The 15,537-nt window shown below is 70.1% G+C and carries 16 protein-coding genes; 11 read left to right on the top strand and 5 right to left on the bottom strand.

Annotated elements, in window-relative coordinates; genetic code table 11:
* Nucleotides 1–87: 87 nt before the first annotated feature.
* A complete protein-coding gene (locus AB0N03_RS24830) occupies nt 88–1,212 on the bottom strand; it encodes a helix-turn-helix domain-containing protein (RefSeq protein WP_364376128.1) in 1,125 nt (374 codons plus the stop codon).
* 171 nt (nt 1,213–1,383) lie between these two features.
* Here AB0N03_RS24830 and AB0N03_RS24825 point away from each other — a divergent pair, with 171 nt between their 5' ends.
* On the top strand, nt 1,384–2,649 hold the full coding sequence (locus tag AB0N03_RS24825) for a YncE family protein (protein WP_364376125.1): 1,266 nt from the start codon (nt 1,384–1,386) through the stop codon (nt 2,647–2,649).
* A gap of 6 nt (nt 2,650–2,655) precedes the next feature.
* Here the strand turns inward: AB0N03_RS24825 and AB0N03_RS24820 are convergent, their stop codons facing one another.
* Nucleotides 2,656–3,069: a DUF5655 domain-containing protein gene (locus AB0N03_RS24820; RefSeq protein ID WP_364376122.1), complete on the bottom strand. Its 414-nt coding sequence runs from the start codon at nt 3,067–3,069 to the stop codon at nt 2,656–2,658.
* 17 nt (nt 3,070–3,086) lie between these two features.
* The gene (locus AB0N03_RS24815) at nt 3,087–3,563 is read right to left on the bottom strand and encodes a MarR family transcriptional regulator (protein ID WP_364376120.1); all 477 of its coding nucleotides are present in this window, start codon (nt 3,561–3,563) and stop codon (nt 3,087–3,089) included.
* Between the two features lie 216 nt (nt 3,564–3,779).
* Here AB0N03_RS24815 and AB0N03_RS24810 point away from each other — a divergent pair, with 216 nt between their 5' ends.
* Nucleotides 3,780–4,493, top strand: coding sequence for a DUF4142 domain-containing protein (locus AB0N03_RS24810; protein WP_364376117.1), 714 nt, complete (start codon nt 3,780–3,782; stop codon nt 4,491–4,493).
* Nucleotides 4,494–4,593: 100 nt separating this feature from the next.
* Here AB0N03_RS24810 and AB0N03_RS24805 read toward each other — a convergent pair whose 3' ends face one another.
* Nucleotides 4,594–4,986, bottom strand: a complete 393-nt coding sequence (locus AB0N03_RS24805; RefSeq protein WP_364376114.1) for a hypothetical protein — start codon at nt 4,984–4,986, stop codon at nt 4,594–4,596.
* On the opposite strand from AB0N03_RS24805, the gene AB0N03_RS24800 reads away from it, so the two are divergent.
* Complete coding sequence (locus tag AB0N03_RS24800; RefSeq protein WP_364376294.1) at nt 4,900–5,988, top strand: FAD-dependent monooxygenase; 1,089 nt, start codon at nt 4,900–4,902, stop codon at nt 5,986–5,988. The genes AB0N03_RS24805 and AB0N03_RS24800 overlap by 87 nt on opposite strands.
* An 81-nt stretch (nt 5,989–6,069) precedes the next feature.
* On the opposite strand, the gene AB0N03_RS24795 is transcribed toward AB0N03_RS24800, so the two are convergent.
* On the bottom strand, nt 6,070–7,875 hold the full coding sequence (locus AB0N03_RS24795; RefSeq protein ID WP_364376111.1) for a helix-turn-helix domain-containing protein: 1,806 nt from the start codon (nt 7,873–7,875) through the stop codon (nt 6,070–6,072).
* 167 nt (nt 7,876–8,042) lie between these two features.
* Here AB0N03_RS24795 and AB0N03_RS24790 point away from each other — a divergent pair, with 167 nt between their 5' ends.
* The 8 genes from AB0N03_RS24790 (at nt 8,043) to AB0N03_RS24755 (ending at nt 15,533) form a co-directional block, all read left to right on the top strand.
* Nucleotides 8,043–8,291: a hypothetical protein gene (locus tag AB0N03_RS24790; protein WP_364376108.1), complete on the top strand. Its 249-nt coding sequence runs from the start codon at nt 8,043–8,045 to the stop codon at nt 8,289–8,291.
* Between the two features lie 144 nt (nt 8,292–8,435).
* Entirely contained in the window at nt 8,436–10,088 is a 1,653-nt protein-coding gene (locus AB0N03_RS24785; RefSeq protein ID WP_364376105.1) for a methane monooxygenase, read from the top strand.
* A gap of 20 nt (nt 10,089–10,108) precedes the next feature.
* Nucleotides 10,109–11,152, top strand: coding sequence for a 2Fe-2S iron-sulfur cluster binding domain-containing protein (locus AB0N03_RS24780; protein WP_364376102.1), 1,044 nt, complete (start codon nt 10,109–10,111; stop codon nt 11,150–11,152).
* Nucleotides 11,153–11,170: 18 nt separating this feature from the next.
* Nucleotides 11,171–12,340: a toluene hydroxylase gene (locus AB0N03_RS24775; protein ID WP_364376099.1), complete on the top strand. Its 1,170-nt coding sequence runs from the start codon at nt 11,171–11,173 to the stop codon at nt 12,338–12,340.
* Nucleotides 12,337–12,708, top strand: coding sequence for a propane 2-monooxygenase effector subunit MimD (mimD, locus tag AB0N03_RS24770; protein ID WP_364376096.1), 372 nt, complete (start codon nt 12,337–12,339; stop codon nt 12,706–12,708). Before AB0N03_RS24775 ends, mimD begins: the two co-directional genes overlap by 4 nt.
* Before the next feature lie 43 nt (nt 12,709–12,751).
* Nucleotides 12,752–13,789, top strand: coding sequence for an amidohydrolase family protein (locus AB0N03_RS24765; RefSeq protein WP_364376093.1), 1,038 nt, complete (start codon nt 12,752–12,754; stop codon nt 13,787–13,789).
* A complete protein-coding gene (locus tag AB0N03_RS24760) occupies nt 13,786–14,511 on the top strand; it encodes an iron-sulfur cluster assembly protein (RefSeq protein WP_364376090.1) in 726 nt (241 codons plus the stop codon). The genes AB0N03_RS24765 and AB0N03_RS24760 overlap by 4 nt, the downstream gene beginning before the upstream one ends.
* Nucleotides 14,508–15,533, top strand: a complete 1,026-nt coding sequence (locus AB0N03_RS24755; protein WP_364376088.1) for an NAD(P)-dependent alcohol dehydrogenase — start codon at nt 14,508–14,510, stop codon at nt 15,531–15,533. Before AB0N03_RS24760 ends, AB0N03_RS24755 begins: the two co-directional genes overlap by 4 nt.
* Nucleotides 15,534–15,537: the final 4 nt, after the last annotated feature.

The raw sequence follows: 15,537 nt of genomic DNA, 5'->3' as shown, positions 1-15,537 counted from the left end.
CGGCGCCGGACGGTGCGCCGGTGGTGCGGCAGGGCGGACGGCGCCGGGTGCCGAGCGGTGGCTGCTCGCGTTGCTGGTGCCGTGGTTTCAGGCCGGCGCCTCGAGCCACCGATGCAGCGCCCACCACCACCGCACCGCGTCGAGCACCCGGCCGCCGCTGTTTTCCCCCACCACCAACGGGGTCAGCTCCGCCAGCCGGTCCAACCGGTACCGGACGGTGTTCGGGTGCAGGTGCAGCGCCTCCGCTGTGGAGCGCAGGCGCTGGCCGTGGTCGAGGTACGCCAAGGCCGTCGCCGCCAGCTCGCGGTGGAACGGGTTCGCCGGGTCCAGCGAGCCGAGCAGCGCCGACGTGAGCAGGTCACCCAGCACCGGCTGCGCCGACAACGCCACCTCGCCCGCCAGCGCCGTCAGGTCGTGGTAGCCGGGCCCGGCGAGGCGCGCCGCCGCCGTGCAGAGGCGGTGCACCTCCCGCAGCGCGGGCAAAGCGGCCGCGGGCGCCACCACCAGCAGGTCGTCGCCGGCCGGCGCGACGCCCGCGGGTGAGCGGGCCGCCAAGCCCGTGAGCCTGCCCTCGACCAGGCCGTAAACCCCGCCGAACTCCACCAGCGCCTGCTCCAGCGTGCGCGCCCGCGCCGGGTCGCTGACGTCGGACACCACGCAGAAGTACCGGGCGTCGGGATGCAGTCCCGCTCGCCGGAGCTCTTCGGGCGTGGGCGGGTGCCCGGCGAGCAGCAGGGTCCGCAGCAGCTGGGTCCGCGCGTCGCGCACCGTGCGGGAAAGCTGGAGCTCGGCGGCGTGGTAGCCCTTGACGATGTGGTGCTCCAGCGCGCCGGTGTAGCGACTGGCGTCGAGGACGGTCTCGAGAATCACGTCGTCGGCCACGCCGGCGGCCCGGGCGCGTTCGACCGCGATGCGTGCCGCGTGCGTGCGGCCCGCCTGGACCCCGCGCAGGAGTTCGGTGAGCGGGACACCCTGCGCGGCGCGGTCGGCGCCCAGCGCTTCCGCGGCGGAGTAGTCCTCGCGGGCGGGCTCGCCGGGGCTCGCCGTCGCCCGCAGCGCCGCGGAGAGCAGGACCTGGATGTGCCGCCGGTTCTCGGCTTCCGGGAGCCGTGCGACCTCGGGCGACTCGCTGCGCGCGACCTTCACCAGCTGGTCCAGGACGGCCTCGTCCGCGGCCAGGTCGTCGAGGATCCGCCGGAGCAGCGGCGTCACCGGCACCTCCCGGACCCGTTGTGGCACGGCCACAACCCGCCGCCCGCGACGTTGGGCGATCGGCCCTACCGGAAGAGCTCCCGGGGCCGGTTATCGTGGCATACCGGACAGTAACCCCCGTCCCGCGCAAAAACCACCACCGCACCTCTTCAGCGTCGAAAGGTGTCTTCCGTGCGCACTTCCCCGAGCATCCGCCGACGGCGGTCGTACCTCTCGCGCCTGGCGTACCTGGCTTCCGCCGTCGCCCTGCTGACGGCCGGCGCGGCGGTCCCGGCGACCGGTGCACCCGCGGCCCTTCGGGAGGTGATGTTCGTCGGCAACAACTGGGAAGGGACGGCCGACGTCATCCAGTCCCGCGGGTCCTTCGCGAAGATCGGGCGCGTGAACATCATCCCGGACAAGGACGACCGGCTGCGGGAGATCTACCTCAACCCGATCAAGCTGGCGTTCTTCCTCGGCATCCGCAACGGGCCGGGCGAAGGTCACGACCAGTTCGTCGACGACATGTACACCACGCCGGACGGGGCGTCCGTGGTGGCCTCGCGGCCGAGCTTCGCCGACGTCGTCTCGATCAGCCTCGCCACCGGCCGGATCAACTGGCGCTTCCCGGTTTCGGGGTTCCGCGCCGACCACATGGCGGTCTCGCCGGACGGCCGTCGCGTCGCCGTCTCCGCCTCGACGTCGAACACCGTGCACGTGCTCGACATCGGCACCGGACAGCAGGCCGGCTCGTTCACCGCGGGGGACAAGCCGCACGAGAACGTGTTCACCGACGGCGGCCGGTCCCTGTGGAACATGTCGATCGGCGAGGTCAACACCGACCTCGACGACCCCGGCTGGGACTTCACCAAGGGAGACCGGCACATCACCGTCGTCGACGCCACGACCTTCCGGCCGGTCAAGGTGATCGACATGCGGCAGCGGCTCGACGCCTTCGGGCGCCGGGACCTCTCGGACGCGGTGCGGCCGGTCGCGTTCACCCCGGACGAGTCCACCTTGTACTTCCAGGTGTCGTTCTTCAACGGCTTCCTGGAATACGACGTCGCGGGCGACCGGATCACGCGGCTCAAGGAGCTGCCGAAGAACCCGGCCACGAGCGACGACCGCACCACGTTCGTCAACGACTCCCGTCACCACGGCATGTCGATGAACCCGGCGGGGACGAAGCTCTGCATCGCCGGCACGATGGACGACTACGCCACGGTCGTCGACCGCGCGACCCTGCAGCAGGGCACTCTGGTGCCCGCGGTGAAGCCGTACTGGGCGACGGTGAGCGGCGACGGCGGCGCGTGCGTGATCTCCGAAGCCGGCGCGGACCAGGTCACGGCGATCGACTTCGCGACGGGGCGGAAGCTCCTCTCGGTGCCGGTCGGCGACCACCCGCAGCGCGTGCGGATCGGCCACGTGCCCGAAGGCTGGACGGGCCCCGCGAGCTGACCCGGCTCAGGAGAAGTCATAGGCGATCGTGAACCAGCCGCGGACTTCGTCGTCCACATCGGACACTTCGCGCAGCTTGAGCTGGTGTCCCACCCGGGGACCGCTCGCCCACCGCGCCGGGGCGATCCGGGCCGTCTCGATCGGGCGGGGCAGGAACAGGTACACCAGGACGTCCTTGGACCGCGGCCGCAGCTCGGCCAGCTTCCGGTCCCGCTTCAGGAACACCCCGACCTTGACGGCGTCCTCGTGGACGTCACCCAGGGACCGCAGGTGTTCGACGACCGTGTCGTAGATCGCGCGGAACCGGGGGTCGCGGCCGGCGAAGGTCTCGTCGACCGTGCAGCCCGGGACGCACGTGTGGCCCTGGCCGGCGCGCGCGAACTCGCGGTCGCAGCGCGGGCACGTCCACCGGGTCGGCATGCCGTCCAGGATGGCACTCACAGCGGGGCCGGGCCGAGCGCCGGGAGGGTGGCGGCCGCGGTCACCAGCCGCCGGGCCGTCGCAGCCGCGGTCTTGCGCTGCGCCGGCGGCAGCCGGTCCAGCAGCGCGCCCAGTGCCGCGTGCCGCCGGTCGAGGATCCGCGCCACCAGCTCGTGACCGGTCGCGGTGACCTCCAGGGTCACCACGCTCCGGTTGCGCGCGTCGCGGCCGCGCTCCACGTAGCCGAGGGCCTCCAGCCGGTCGGCCAGCCGCGTCACCGACGACGCGTTGACGTCCATCGCCGCCGCCAGCCGCGAGCTCGGCACCCGGCCGAGGCGGTCGAGGATGAGCAGCAGGCGCGTCTGGGGGAACGTGACCTCGGGCGGCGCCGCGTGCGCGCACTCCCACGCGATCCCGACCAGAACGAGGGTGAGGCCGTCCAGCGCCACCACGTCCGGGTCGGCGCCCGGAGCCGCGTCTTCGAGAGTTTGCATGAAGCAATACTTGCCATCCGCAAGAGCATCGGTCAAGATGGGTCACCCCGGCACTCGCCGGGACGTCCGGCCGGTTCGGCCGCCTTTCCTTGTGCCTCCACAGTGGACTGTGGAAAACCGTTGGTGCGCAAGAAAAATAATCCGGATTCGCTTGAACCCCTCCGCTGCGGGAGCCGTAGTACCCCGTACAGGCACTTGTCGCCAGAAGGAGGAACGATGCCGGATCACCGTGGCATGACGGCCAAGGCCAGGGCTCGGACCGTGCTGGTCGTCGTGGCCACTCTCGCCGTGGTCGCCGTGGGCTCGGTCATGGTGCTGAAAGCCAGCGCCCAGACCGCGCCCGGGTCGACGCAGGCGCAGGTCCCGGCGTACGGGCACGACATGGCGGGCATGCAGATGGGCTCGGCCGCCGACGCCGCGGTGGCCGCCGCGGGCGTCGCCGACGCCGGGCCGGTCACCGAGCTCGACAAGACGTTCCTGGTCAAGGTGCGTCAGGCGGGCCTTTGGGAGATGCCCGCCGGCGACCTCGCGCAGACCCACGCCAGCAGCGACGCGGTGAAGCGCGCCGGGCTGCACCTGCTGGACGGGCACTCGCACCTCGACCAGCTCGTCCGCGAGGACGCGAAAATGCTCGGCGTGACCCTGCCCGACCAGGCCAGCGCCGAGCAGCAGGGCTGGGTCCGCCAGCTGACCGCTGCGCAGGGGCTCGAGTTCGACAAGCTGTTCGTGAACCTGCTGCGCGCGTCGCACGGCAAGATCTTCGCGACGATCGCCGAGGTCCGCGCGGGTACGCAGAACGACGTGATCCGCCGGCACGCGACGCAGGCGAACCAGACGGTGCTCGACCACATGAACGTCCTGGAGGACACGGGACTGGTCGACCCGCAGACGATCGCCGACGTCGCCGCGGCGGTGAACCCGCCGAAGTGAGCGTTCCGGGGGCCCGGCGGCTCGCAGCAGCACCCCGGATCGGTGGCCCCGAACGTCATGAACGACTCGTTCACGGCGTCGGGCGAGGTGAACGGGTCGTTCATGACATCGGCGGGACCCCCGCCAGGTAGCGCTGGACGGTCGGGCCGACCTCGGCGACCACCTCCGCCGAGGTCAGCGCCACCACCGGGGGCAGGCGCAGGACGTACCGCGTCAACGCCAGGCCGAGCAGCTGGCTCACCACCAGTCCTGCGCGACGCGGGGCGTCGGCTGGGTCGCCGAACCGCAGCACCGCGGGGGTGACCTGGCCGGCGAACACCTGCCGCATCTTCTCGACCACCGCGTCGTCGGCGACCGCCGACCGCAGCAGCGTCAGCAGGATCTCGTCGGTCGGCGGCCCACCGCGATCGCCCTGGCCGACGCCGGCGTCGACTACGTCCTGCTCGACCGCCAGGCCGAGGGCGCGAACGCCTCCCGGGCCTGCGTGGTGCACGCCCGGACCCTGGAGGTGCTGGCCGAGCTCGGCGTCACCGAGCGGCCGAAGGAACTGGGGGTCGTCGTCCCGACGTTCACCGTCCGCGACGGCCCCACGGTGCTCGCCCGGGTGCCCTTCGGTGGCCTGCCCACCGCCTACCCGTACACGCTGATGGTGCCGCAGGACCGGACCGAAGCCGTGCTGCTGGCACGGCTTCGCGAGGCGGGCGGAGACGTGCACCGCCCGTACGAGGTAACCGCCGTTGCCGGCGACGACACAGGCGTCACCGTCACGACGACCGGCGGCACCGTGCGCGCGAAGTACGTGGTCGGCGCCGACGGCATGCACAGCACCGTGCGCGAGCAGGCCGGCATCGGATTCACCGGCGCCAGCTACGCCGAGTCGTTCGTGCTGGCCGACGTCCGGATGACCTGGCCGCTGGACCGCGCGGAGGTCAGCCTGCACCTGTCGCCGGAAGGGGTGACGGTGGTCGCGCCGCTGCCCGGCAGCGACGACCACTACCGGGTGGTCGCGACGGTCGCCGAAGCCCCCGAGCACCCCGGGATCGCCGACATCCAGTCCATTGTGGACGCGCGAGGCCCGGAAGGCGCGCGGTCGCGCGTCACCGAGGTCGGGTGGAGCTCGCGGTTCCGGGTGCACCACCGGGTGGCCGACCACTACCGCGCGGGCCGGGTCCTCGTGGCCGGCGACGCCGCCCACGTGCACAGCCCGGCCGGCGGCCAGGGCATGAACACCGGCATCCAGGACGCGGTCGCGCTCGGCCGCCTGCTCGCCCGGGTGGTCGCCGGCGGGCCGGACGCGCTGCTGGACACCTACGAGGCGACCCGCCGCCCGGTGGCGACCGGCGTCGTGGCGTTCACCGACCGGATGACGCGGATGGCGACCCTGCGCCCCCGCCCGGCGCGGCTGCTGCGCAACACGGTGCTGAAGACGGTGTTCTCGCTGCCGCAGGCCCGGGAGAAGCTGGCCTACCAGCTGGCCGAACTCGCGGCCCGCTGACCGGCCGGCCCCGGAGGTCGCGAATGACTCATTCGGGACCTCCGACGCCGCGAATGAGTCATTCGCGACGCGCGGCCGGGGTCAGCGGGTCGGGGGGACGATGCCGTACTCGTGGATCTTGCGGTAGATCGTCGCCCGGGAGATGCCGAGCAGCTTCGCCGCCCGGACCTTGTTGCCGTCGGCGTCTTCGAGGCAGCGCACGATGGCGTCCCGCTCGATCGACTCGAACCGGTTCAGCGGCCGCCGCGCGACGGTGTGGAACTCGGCCGGGAGGTCGCCGGGGCGGATGGTCCCCGCCCGCCGGCGCTGGGCCACCTTCCGCAGCACCTGGTAGAGCTGGCCGGTGTTGCCCGGCCACTCCGCCCGCATCAGCAGGTGCAACGCCGCCGCCGAGCAGGTGAGCCGGCCGCCGTAGCCGAGCTTGCTCAGCACCAGCGGGACCAGCTCCGCCAAGTCCTCGACGTGGTGGCGCAGCGGTGGCACCCGCACCGTCCGCGGGAACGACTTCAGCAGCTCGGCCAGCGCCGGCTTCGTCTCGGCCTCCGGCACGAGCGTGGCCACCACCCACGGCGCGTCGGCGCGCTCGCGCAGCTCCCGCAACGTGGTCGCCAGTGCGTTGGCCGCCGGCGCCGTCAGCCGGTCGGCGTGGCGGATCACCAGCGTGCGGATCGGGGCGTCGGTGTGTTCGCGCAGCAGCTCGGCCGCCCAGTCGGTGCCGGTCGTCACCGCCGCGTCCACGGTCAGCAGCCGCGCCGCCGGGTGGTGGCGCTGGTGCAGGCCCTTGGCCAGGGTCAGCTTGCCGGTGCCCGCCTCGCCTTCCAGCGCGACCCACTCGCCGCGCTGGTGGCCGGAGTCGAGCTCGTGGCCGCAGCGCAGCCACAGCGGCGCCGAGCCGACCACACCCGGCAGGTACATCGGCAGCATCGGCGTCGACGGCACCGCGAGGGCTTCGTCGGCCTCGATCAGCTTCACCGACAGCACGCCGCCCGCGGTGTCGGTCTCGCGCTGGCCCGGGACGCGGCGGCAGAACACGCGCACGCGCAAGCCGCTGGACAGCGCGAGCGTCGCCGACGTCCGGCGCCCGCCGGTCAGCGCTTCGGTGGCGTGGCTCAGCAGCACCGACTGGTCGGCCGGGTCGAGCAGCTGCCGCGCCCGGTCGTTCATCATGACGATGTCGTCGTTGAACGCCAGCACGATGCCGGTCCACCGGCGGCAGGTCTGCAGGTACGCCTGGAAGAGGATCATCTCCCGCAGGTCGCTGTGCCGCAGCAGCGCTTGGCGGACCTGCTCGGCCGTCGAGCGGGCCAGTGCGATGAGCAGGCCGCCGGCGTCCTTGTACCAGCAGGTGAGGTCGACGGCGCCGATCTTCTTGCCGGAGATCGGGTGGTGGATCGGCACGCCCGCGCAGGCCAGGTTCTCCAGGTGCTCGGCGTAGTGCTCGTGGCCGAACACCGTGGTCGCGCGGCCGTCCTCGAGCGCGGTGCCGATGCCGTTGGTCCCGACGGACTGCTCGCCGTAGCTGAACCCGGGCACGAGCTCGACGCGTTCGAGGTGGCGCCTCAGGTCGGCGTCGCCGGTCCGCTGGGTCAGCACGACGCCGCTGGCGTCGGTGAGGATCAGGCTGATCGGCTGGCCGTCGAACTGCTCGCTCAGCTTGTGCAGCACCGGTTCGGCGCCGCGCATCAGCGGGATGTCGAGGTTCTGGTCGCCCTGGTAGAGCGGGTCGATCCGGTCGGCCTCGACCTGGAACTCCTGTGAACGCCGCCAGGAGGCCAGGATTGTCTGCCGGACGGTCCCGGGAGGCACCGGCTCGGCGGTCAGGAAACGCACCCGGGTGCGGGCGAGCTCGTCGTCGGCGAGCAGGGTTCCGGGCGCGATCTCGTCCACGTGACCTCCATTTTCCCGCGGCCCACGTGGGTGCGGGCACACCCGTTGTGCCGCCCGTCCAGCCTAGAGCCGGTTGCGCCGGAGCGGTGTCTCAAATTGAGACGCCCGTGCCGCGCGGGCGGCGGTCGGATGGACGCGGAAGAGACCGCTGACCAGGAGGAGGGCCCATGGCCGCCGATGCCGCGGAGACGTACAACCCGTGGACGATCGTCAACCTGGTTTTCACGCATCTGGCCGAACAGGGGTTGCACCCGACGTTCGGCGGGGATGGCCATCCCGGCGATCCGGCCGCGGCGCTGCTGCGCGCCCTCGGGATCACCCCGACCGTCGAAGGCGACGCGCGCGTGCGCACGGGCGTCCACAGTGAGCTCGCCGAGCTGCGCGCGCGGATGCTCGACGCGGACGAAACGCCCTGAGCAGCGGTTCTGTCTCAGATTGAGACCCGCGTCACTCGCGGGCCCCCCTTGAATGGTGAGCGCAGGACGTGCGCCCCGCATCCCCCGGCCGGGAGGGGAGCCGCTCGGCCGCCGTAGGCAGGTGCCACGGATAAGGAGTGATCCATGAGTCGCCAGAGTGTGGCGAAAGCCCACCAGAAGATCCAGGAACTGTCGTGGGAACCGGCGTACCACACCCCGGTTTCGCACTACGGGACCGACTACACCTTCCAGAAGGCCAAGAAGAAGGACCCGTTGAAGCAGGTCCTCCGCTCGTACTTCCCGATGCAGGAGGAGAAGGACCACCGGGTCTACGGCGCCGAGGACGGCGCGATCCGCGGCAACATGTTCCGCCAGGTGCAGGAACGCTGGCTGGAGTGGCAGAAGCTGTTCCTGTCGATCATCCCGCTGCCGGAGATCTCCGCCGCGCGGGCGATGCCGCTGCTGTTCCGCACGGTGCCCAACCCGGAACTGCACAACGGCCAGGCGATCCAGATGATCGACGAGGTCCGCCACTCGACGATCCAGCAGAACCTCAAGCGCCTGTACATGCAGAATTACATCGACCCGGCGGGCTTCAACTCGAGCCTGCGCAACTTCCAGAACGACTACTGCGGCACCATCGGCCGCCAGTTCGCCGAAGGTTTCATCACCGGTGACGCCATCACCGCGGCGAGCATCTACCTCACCATCGTGGCGGAGACGGCGTTCACGAACACGCTGTTCGTCGCCATGCCGGCGGAAGCCGCCGCCAACGGCGACTACCTGCTGCCCACGGTGTTCCACTCGGTGCAGTCCGACGAGTCCCGCCACATCAGCAACGGGTACGCGACCCTGCTGATGGCGTTGTCGGACGAGAGCAACCACCAGCTGCTCGAACGCGACCTGCGGTACGCGTGGTGGAACAACCACGCCGTCGTCGACGCCGCGATCGGCACGTTCATCGAGTACGGCACCAAGGACCGCCGCAAGGACCGCGAGAGCTATGCGGAGATGTGGCGCCGCTGGATCTACGACGACTACTACCGCAGCTACCTCGTGCCGCTCGAGAAGTACGGGCTCGTCATCCCGCACGACCTCATCGAAGAAGCCTGGAACCGGATCTGGAACAAGGGCTACGTCCATGAGGTCGCGCAGTTCTTCGCCACCGGGTGGCTCGCCAACTACTGGCGCATCGACCCGATGACGGACGAGGACTTCGAGTGGTTCGAGTACAAGTACCCGGGCTGGTACGACAAGTACGGCAAGTGGTGGGAGAACTACAGCCGGCTCGCGACGCCGAACGGGCACCATCCGATCGTCGCCGAAGACGTCGACTACGTGTACCCGCACCGCTGCTGGACGTGCATGGTGCCGTGCCTCATCCGTGAGGACATGGTGGTCGACGAGGTCGACGGCCAGCACCGCACGTACTGCTCGGAGACGTGCCGCTGGACCGACGCCGAGGCGTTCCGGCCCACCTACCAGGGCCGCAACACCCCGAACATGGGCCAGCTGGTCGGCGCCCGCGAGTGGGAGACGCTCTACCACGGCTGGAACTGGGCCGACGTCGTCTCCGACATGGGCTTCGTGCGCGACGACGGCAAGACCATGGTCGCGCAGCCGCACCTGAACCTCGACCCGAAGAAGATGTGGACGCTCGACCACCTGCGCCGGATGCCCGAGGTGCAGTCGCCGAACGTGCTGCTGAACCAGATGTCCGACGCCGAGCGCGCCGCGTTCGTGGCCGACTACAACCGTCAGGGCCCGGCCGGCCGGCCGGCGCCGAAGACGGCCTGACGGCGCAGGAAGGGCCTGGCATGGCAGAGAAGCACCGCGTCCGGTTCGAACCGGTCGGGATCGAGATCGACGTCGCCGAGGACACCACGATCCTGCGCGCCGCCGCCGAGCAGGGCGTCATGCTCATGCACGGCTGCAAGGAAGGGCAGTGCGCGGCCTGCAAGTCGTTCATCCTCGACGGCGAAGACGTCGAACACGACCGTTACTCGACCTTCGCGCTCCCCGACTACGAAAAGGAGGAGGGTTTCACGCTGCTGTGCCGGGCCCACGCCTACGAAGACCTGACGATCGAACTGCTCAACTACGACGAGGAAATGATCCAGTCCGGCCTGCCGATCCAGGAGGCGGAGGTCGAGGTCACGGCCAACGACCACGTCACGCACGACCTGCGGCACCTCGTCGTCAAGCTGACCGATCCGGACCAGTCGCTGAAGTTCTTCCCCGGGCAGTACCTGGACTTCGCGATCCCGGGCACCGAGGAGACGCGGTCGTTCTCCATGGCCAACACCTCGGCGCGCGACGGGCTCCTGGAGTTCGTCATCAAGATCTACCCCGACGGGCTGTTCTCCCGGTTCCTCGACGCCGATGTCGCGGTCGGCGACCGGCTCCGGGTGACCGGCCCGTTCGGGGTGTTCACCCTCCGGGACAACCCGGGCAAGGACCTGGTCTTCGTCGGCGGCGGGGCCGGGATGGCGCCGATCCTGTCGCTGCTGCGGGCCATGGCCGAGCGCGGCATCGACCGGAAGGCGACCTACTACTACGGCGCCCGCCGCGAGGCGGACCTCTGCTTCCACGACGAACTGCGGGAGCTCGAGGAGACCCTGCCGAACTTCCGTTACGTGCCGGCGCTTTCCGAGCCGGGCGACGACGGCTGGGCGGGAGAGACCGGCCTGATCACCGACGTCCTGCGCCGGGCCGGCCTCGACCTGACCGGCGCCGACGCCTACGTCTGCGGGCCCCCGCCGATGGTCGAGGCCGCGCTGGAACTGCTGCCCGCGCTCGGCGTCGCCGACAAGCGCGTCTTCTACGACAAGTTCACCACCACGGGCGAATCCGACGCCTGAACACAGAGGACGGATCCCATGACAGCCACTTCCGAACGCAGCGTGCCGAAGCCGACGTTCACCGACGCCGAAGCGGGCGCCAAGGTCTTCCCGGACTCGGACGCCCGCCGGTTCAACTACTTCAACGCCGCCAAGCGCAAGCAGAGCCACTACGAAGACGTCACCGTCGAGGTCCAGCCCGACCCGCGGCACTACCTGTCCCAGGGCTGGCTCTACGCCTTCGCCGACGGCAAGGGCGGCTACCCGCTGGAGTGGACCGCGCTGAAGGCGTGGGGCTCGGACCGGCCGCTGCCCGAACGCGGCCCGGGCTCCGGCGGCAAGGGCTACGACTGGCCGGCCCTCGGCTGGCACGAGTTCCGTGACCCCAACGAGGAGTGGGAGCTCACCCTCTACCGCTACAACGCGAACGTCGTGCGCCAGCTCAACCAGAACGTCGACGCCGCGCGCCAGGCCAAGGCGTTCGAGCAGTGGAACCCCAACTGGGTCGACTTCGTCGCCAAGCACGTCGGCGCCTGGATGCACGTCGACCACGGTCTCGGCCTGTACCTGTACGCCAACGCCAACCGGCGCGCGCCGACGAACATGCACAACAACGCGATCTCGGTGAACAGCATGCACCGGATCCGCGCGGCGCAGGACCTGGCGCTGTACAACCTGACGCTCACCGAAGAGATCGACGGCTTCGACGGCAGCGCCCACCTGGCGACGTGGGCCGAGGACCCGGCCTGGCAGGGCGTGCGGGAGACCGCCGAGCAGCTGACCGGGATCTGGGACTGGTGCGAGGCGATCTTCGCCGCGAACATCGTCTTCGAGCCCCTCGTCGGCGAGCTGTTCCGCAGCAACCTGGTGCAGCAGGCCGCGCCCGCGAACGGCGACTTCGTCACCCCGACGCTGATCGGCGCGGAGGAGTTCGACTTCTCCGAGCGCGACCTTCGCTACACGAAGGCAATGTTCCACCTGCTGATCAACGACAAGGAGTTCGCCGGGCACAACCAGGCGCTGCTCCAGAAGTGGCTCGAGGACTGGGTGCCGAAGAGCATCGCCGCCGCCCGGGCCCTGCAGCCGCTGTGGTCGCAGCCCGACGCCAAGCCGATCCGGTTCGAGGACGGTCTCGACCGGGCGAAGAGCCGGTTCGCCGGAATCCTGTCCGAATTGGGCCTCAAAGCACCGGAGGAGCTGGGCCAGTGACTGTCTTCAAGACGTCGGAAAGTCCGTACAAGGTCAACAACACCGCGTCCAACATGTGCGGGTTCACGTTGATGAACAACCAGGTCGGCGCGATCATCGCCGAAGTCATGGCCGGCAAGGAAAACGTGACCGTGACACCGTTGCCGTCGATGATCCGCGTCGACGCGAAGGGCCGGACCGACCTGGTCTACGCCGAGGTCGACGAGGCCGCCGGCGAGGAAGAAGGCTGGTTCAACGCGGCCGAGTTCGAGGAGAGCATGTCCACCCACTACGGGCGGATGATCCACGAAGACGACCGCACGATCATGTTCGCCAACCCCGAGGACGCGGCCGAGTACCTCGACTTCGACCTCAAGGTCATTCGTTAGAACCACAGCAGGAAGCACTCGATCCGCTCAGGAAGGATCACCGATGTACGAAAAAGACGGCGAAAAATACTTCGTGGTCGACGCCCACACCCACTTCTGGGACGCGAGCCCGGGCAACTGGGTCAAGGGCCAGGAGGAATACGCCAAGGGCTGGATCGAGTGCTTCCACGCCTACCAGGGCCTCGGCCCGAAGGAGACGCACTGGCCGATCGACCGCTTCCAGAAGTACTCCGAAGAGCTGATGATGCACGACCTGTTCGAGGTCGGGCACGTCGACACGGCCATCTTCCAGCCGACGAACCTGCGGCAGTGGTACAAGAACGGCTTCAACACCACCGAAGCCGACGCGGCGCTGGCCGAGAAGCACCCCGGCAAGTTCCTCGTGAACACCACCTTCGACCCGCGTGAAGGCGACGAAGGCCTGAAGGCGCTCGAAGAACGCGTCAAGCGGTACGGCTGTAAAGGTGTCAAGCTCTACACCGCCGAGTGGCGCGGCGACTCCCGCGGCTGGAGCCTCAAAGACCCGGAAGCGGCTCGTTTCCTCGAGAAGTGCGAGGAACTCGGCGTCAAGAACGTCCACATCCACAAGGGCCCGACGATCTGGCCGCTGGACAAGGACGCCTTCGACGTGTCCGATGTGGACCACGTGGCGACGGACTTCCAGGGCCTCAACTTCATCGTCGAGCACGTCGGCCTGCCGCGCATCGAGGACTTCTGCTTCATGGCCACCCAGGAGCGCAACGTCTACGCGGGACTCGCCGTGGTCGTCGGCGGCCTGATGCACGCCCGCCCGAAGTTCTTCGCGAAGGTCATGGGCGAGCTGATGTTCTGGCTCGGCGAGGACAAGCTGATCTTCGGCGCGGACTACGCCATCTGGGAACCCAAGTGGCAGGTCGAGGGCTTCGTCGACTGGAACATGCCGGATGATGACGAACTGTCGGACTTCGCACCGCTCACCGTCGACCAGAAGAAGAAGATCCTCGGCCTCAACGCCGCCCGCCTGTACGACATCGACGTGCCCGCGGAGCTGAAGCTCGCGGACCCGAAGGACGTCGAGCCCGTCGGCGTGCCGAACCCGTGACGGCACTCGACGAGCGCGGTGTCCGTGCCGACCGTGCCGACCACGCGACAGTGTGGTCGGCGCTGGGCACCGTCCGGGATCCCGAACTGGACGAACCCCTCACCGACCTGGGTTTCGTGGCCTGCTGCGAGGTGAGCGAGGCGGGTCACGCCGTCATCCGGCTGCGCCTGCCGACCTACTTCTGCGCGCCCAACTTCGCGTTCCTGATGGTCGCGGACGCCTACGACGCCGTCGCCGGCGTGCCGGGCCTGACCGGGCTCGACATCCGGCTCGACGACCACTTCGCCTCCGACGTCATCAACCGCGGGGTGGCGGCGCGGCAGGGGTTCGTCGCGTCGTTCGAAGGCGAGGCCGTCGACGAACTCGACAGCCTGCGGTACGACTTCGTGCGCAAGGCCGTGCTGGCCGGCACCGACCGCGTCTGCCGGACGCTGGCCGGCACCGGGCTCGACCCGGCGTCGCTGACGCTCGGCGAGGTCCCGCCGGGACCGGACGTCGAGCGGCTGCGCGCCCGGCGCCGTGAGCTGGGCCTGCCCGCCGAGGACGGCGACCCGCTGCTGCTCGACCCGGCCACCGGGCAAGCGGTGGCCCCGGCCGACGCGAAGCGCCACCTGGCTTTCGCGCGGCTGACCCGCACGAGCATGGAGGCCAACTCGGGCGTCTGCCGCGGCATGCTGCGAGCGCGGTATTCCCTGACCACTGAAGAGGAGGGCACGGGATGAAGGCCGTGCGGCTGCAGAAGTACCACCGGCAACCGGTGATCGAAGAGGTACCGGAGCCGCGCGCGACCGGACCCTTCGACGTCGTGGTCAAGATCGGCGGCGCCGGCGTCTGCCGCACCGACCTGCACATCATCGAGGAGCAGTGGGCCGAGAAGTCCGGCGTCGCGCTGCCGTACACGATCGGCCACGAGAACGCCGGCTGGGTGCACGAGGTCGGTCCCGCCGTGTCCAATGTGGAGGTCGGCGACACCGTCATCCTGCACCCGACGCCGACGTGCGGGCTCTGCCACCCCTGTCGCGCCGGCGACGACATGCACTGTCCGAACGGGAGCTTCCCGGGCATCGACAGCGACGGCGGGATGGCCGAGTACCTGCTGACCTCGGCGCGGGCGTGCATCAAGCTCGACCCGGCGACCCAGCCGGAGGACGTCGCCGCGCTGGCCGACGCGGGCATCACCGCCTACCACGCGGTGCGCAAGGCCGTCCCGCTGCTGTACCCGGGCACCACGTGCGTCGTCAACGGCGCCGGTGGGCTCGGACACATCGGCATCCAGTCGCTCAAGGCGCTCACCGCGACCCGCGTGATCGTGGTGGACCGCAACGCCGACGCCCTCGAGCTGGCCTCGACCCTGGGCGCCGACGAGACGGTGCTGGGCGACGGCAAACAGGTCGACGCCGTGCTCGACCTGACCGGCGGCAACGGCGCCGAGGTCGTGCTCGATTTCGTCGCCGAGCAAGGCGCCCAGCAGGACGCGTTCGCGATGACCCGGCGCGCTGGGTCGCACTTCGTCATCGGCTACGGCAGCAACATCGACATCCCGACCATCGACATCATCTCCACCGAGCGCAGCGTGATCGGCAACCTGGTCGGCACGTACAACGACCTGGTGGAGCTGATGGTGCTCGCGCAGGCCGGAAAGGTCACGCTCCACACGAAGAAGTACCCGCTGGACGCGGCTCTCGACGCACTGGCCGACCTCGATGCCGGACGCGTGCGCGGTCGGGCCATCCTCACACCCTAGGAGC

The sequence above is a fragment of the Amycolatopsis sp. NPDC051061 genome (assembly GCF_040682935.1).
In the GTDB taxonomy this organism is placed as follows: Bacteria; Actinomycetota; Actinomycetes; order Mycobacteriales; family Pseudonocardiaceae; genus Amycolatopsis.
The sequence above is the reverse complement of the archived record's forward strand: the minus strand, read 5'-3'. Positions and strand labels throughout refer to the sequence as shown.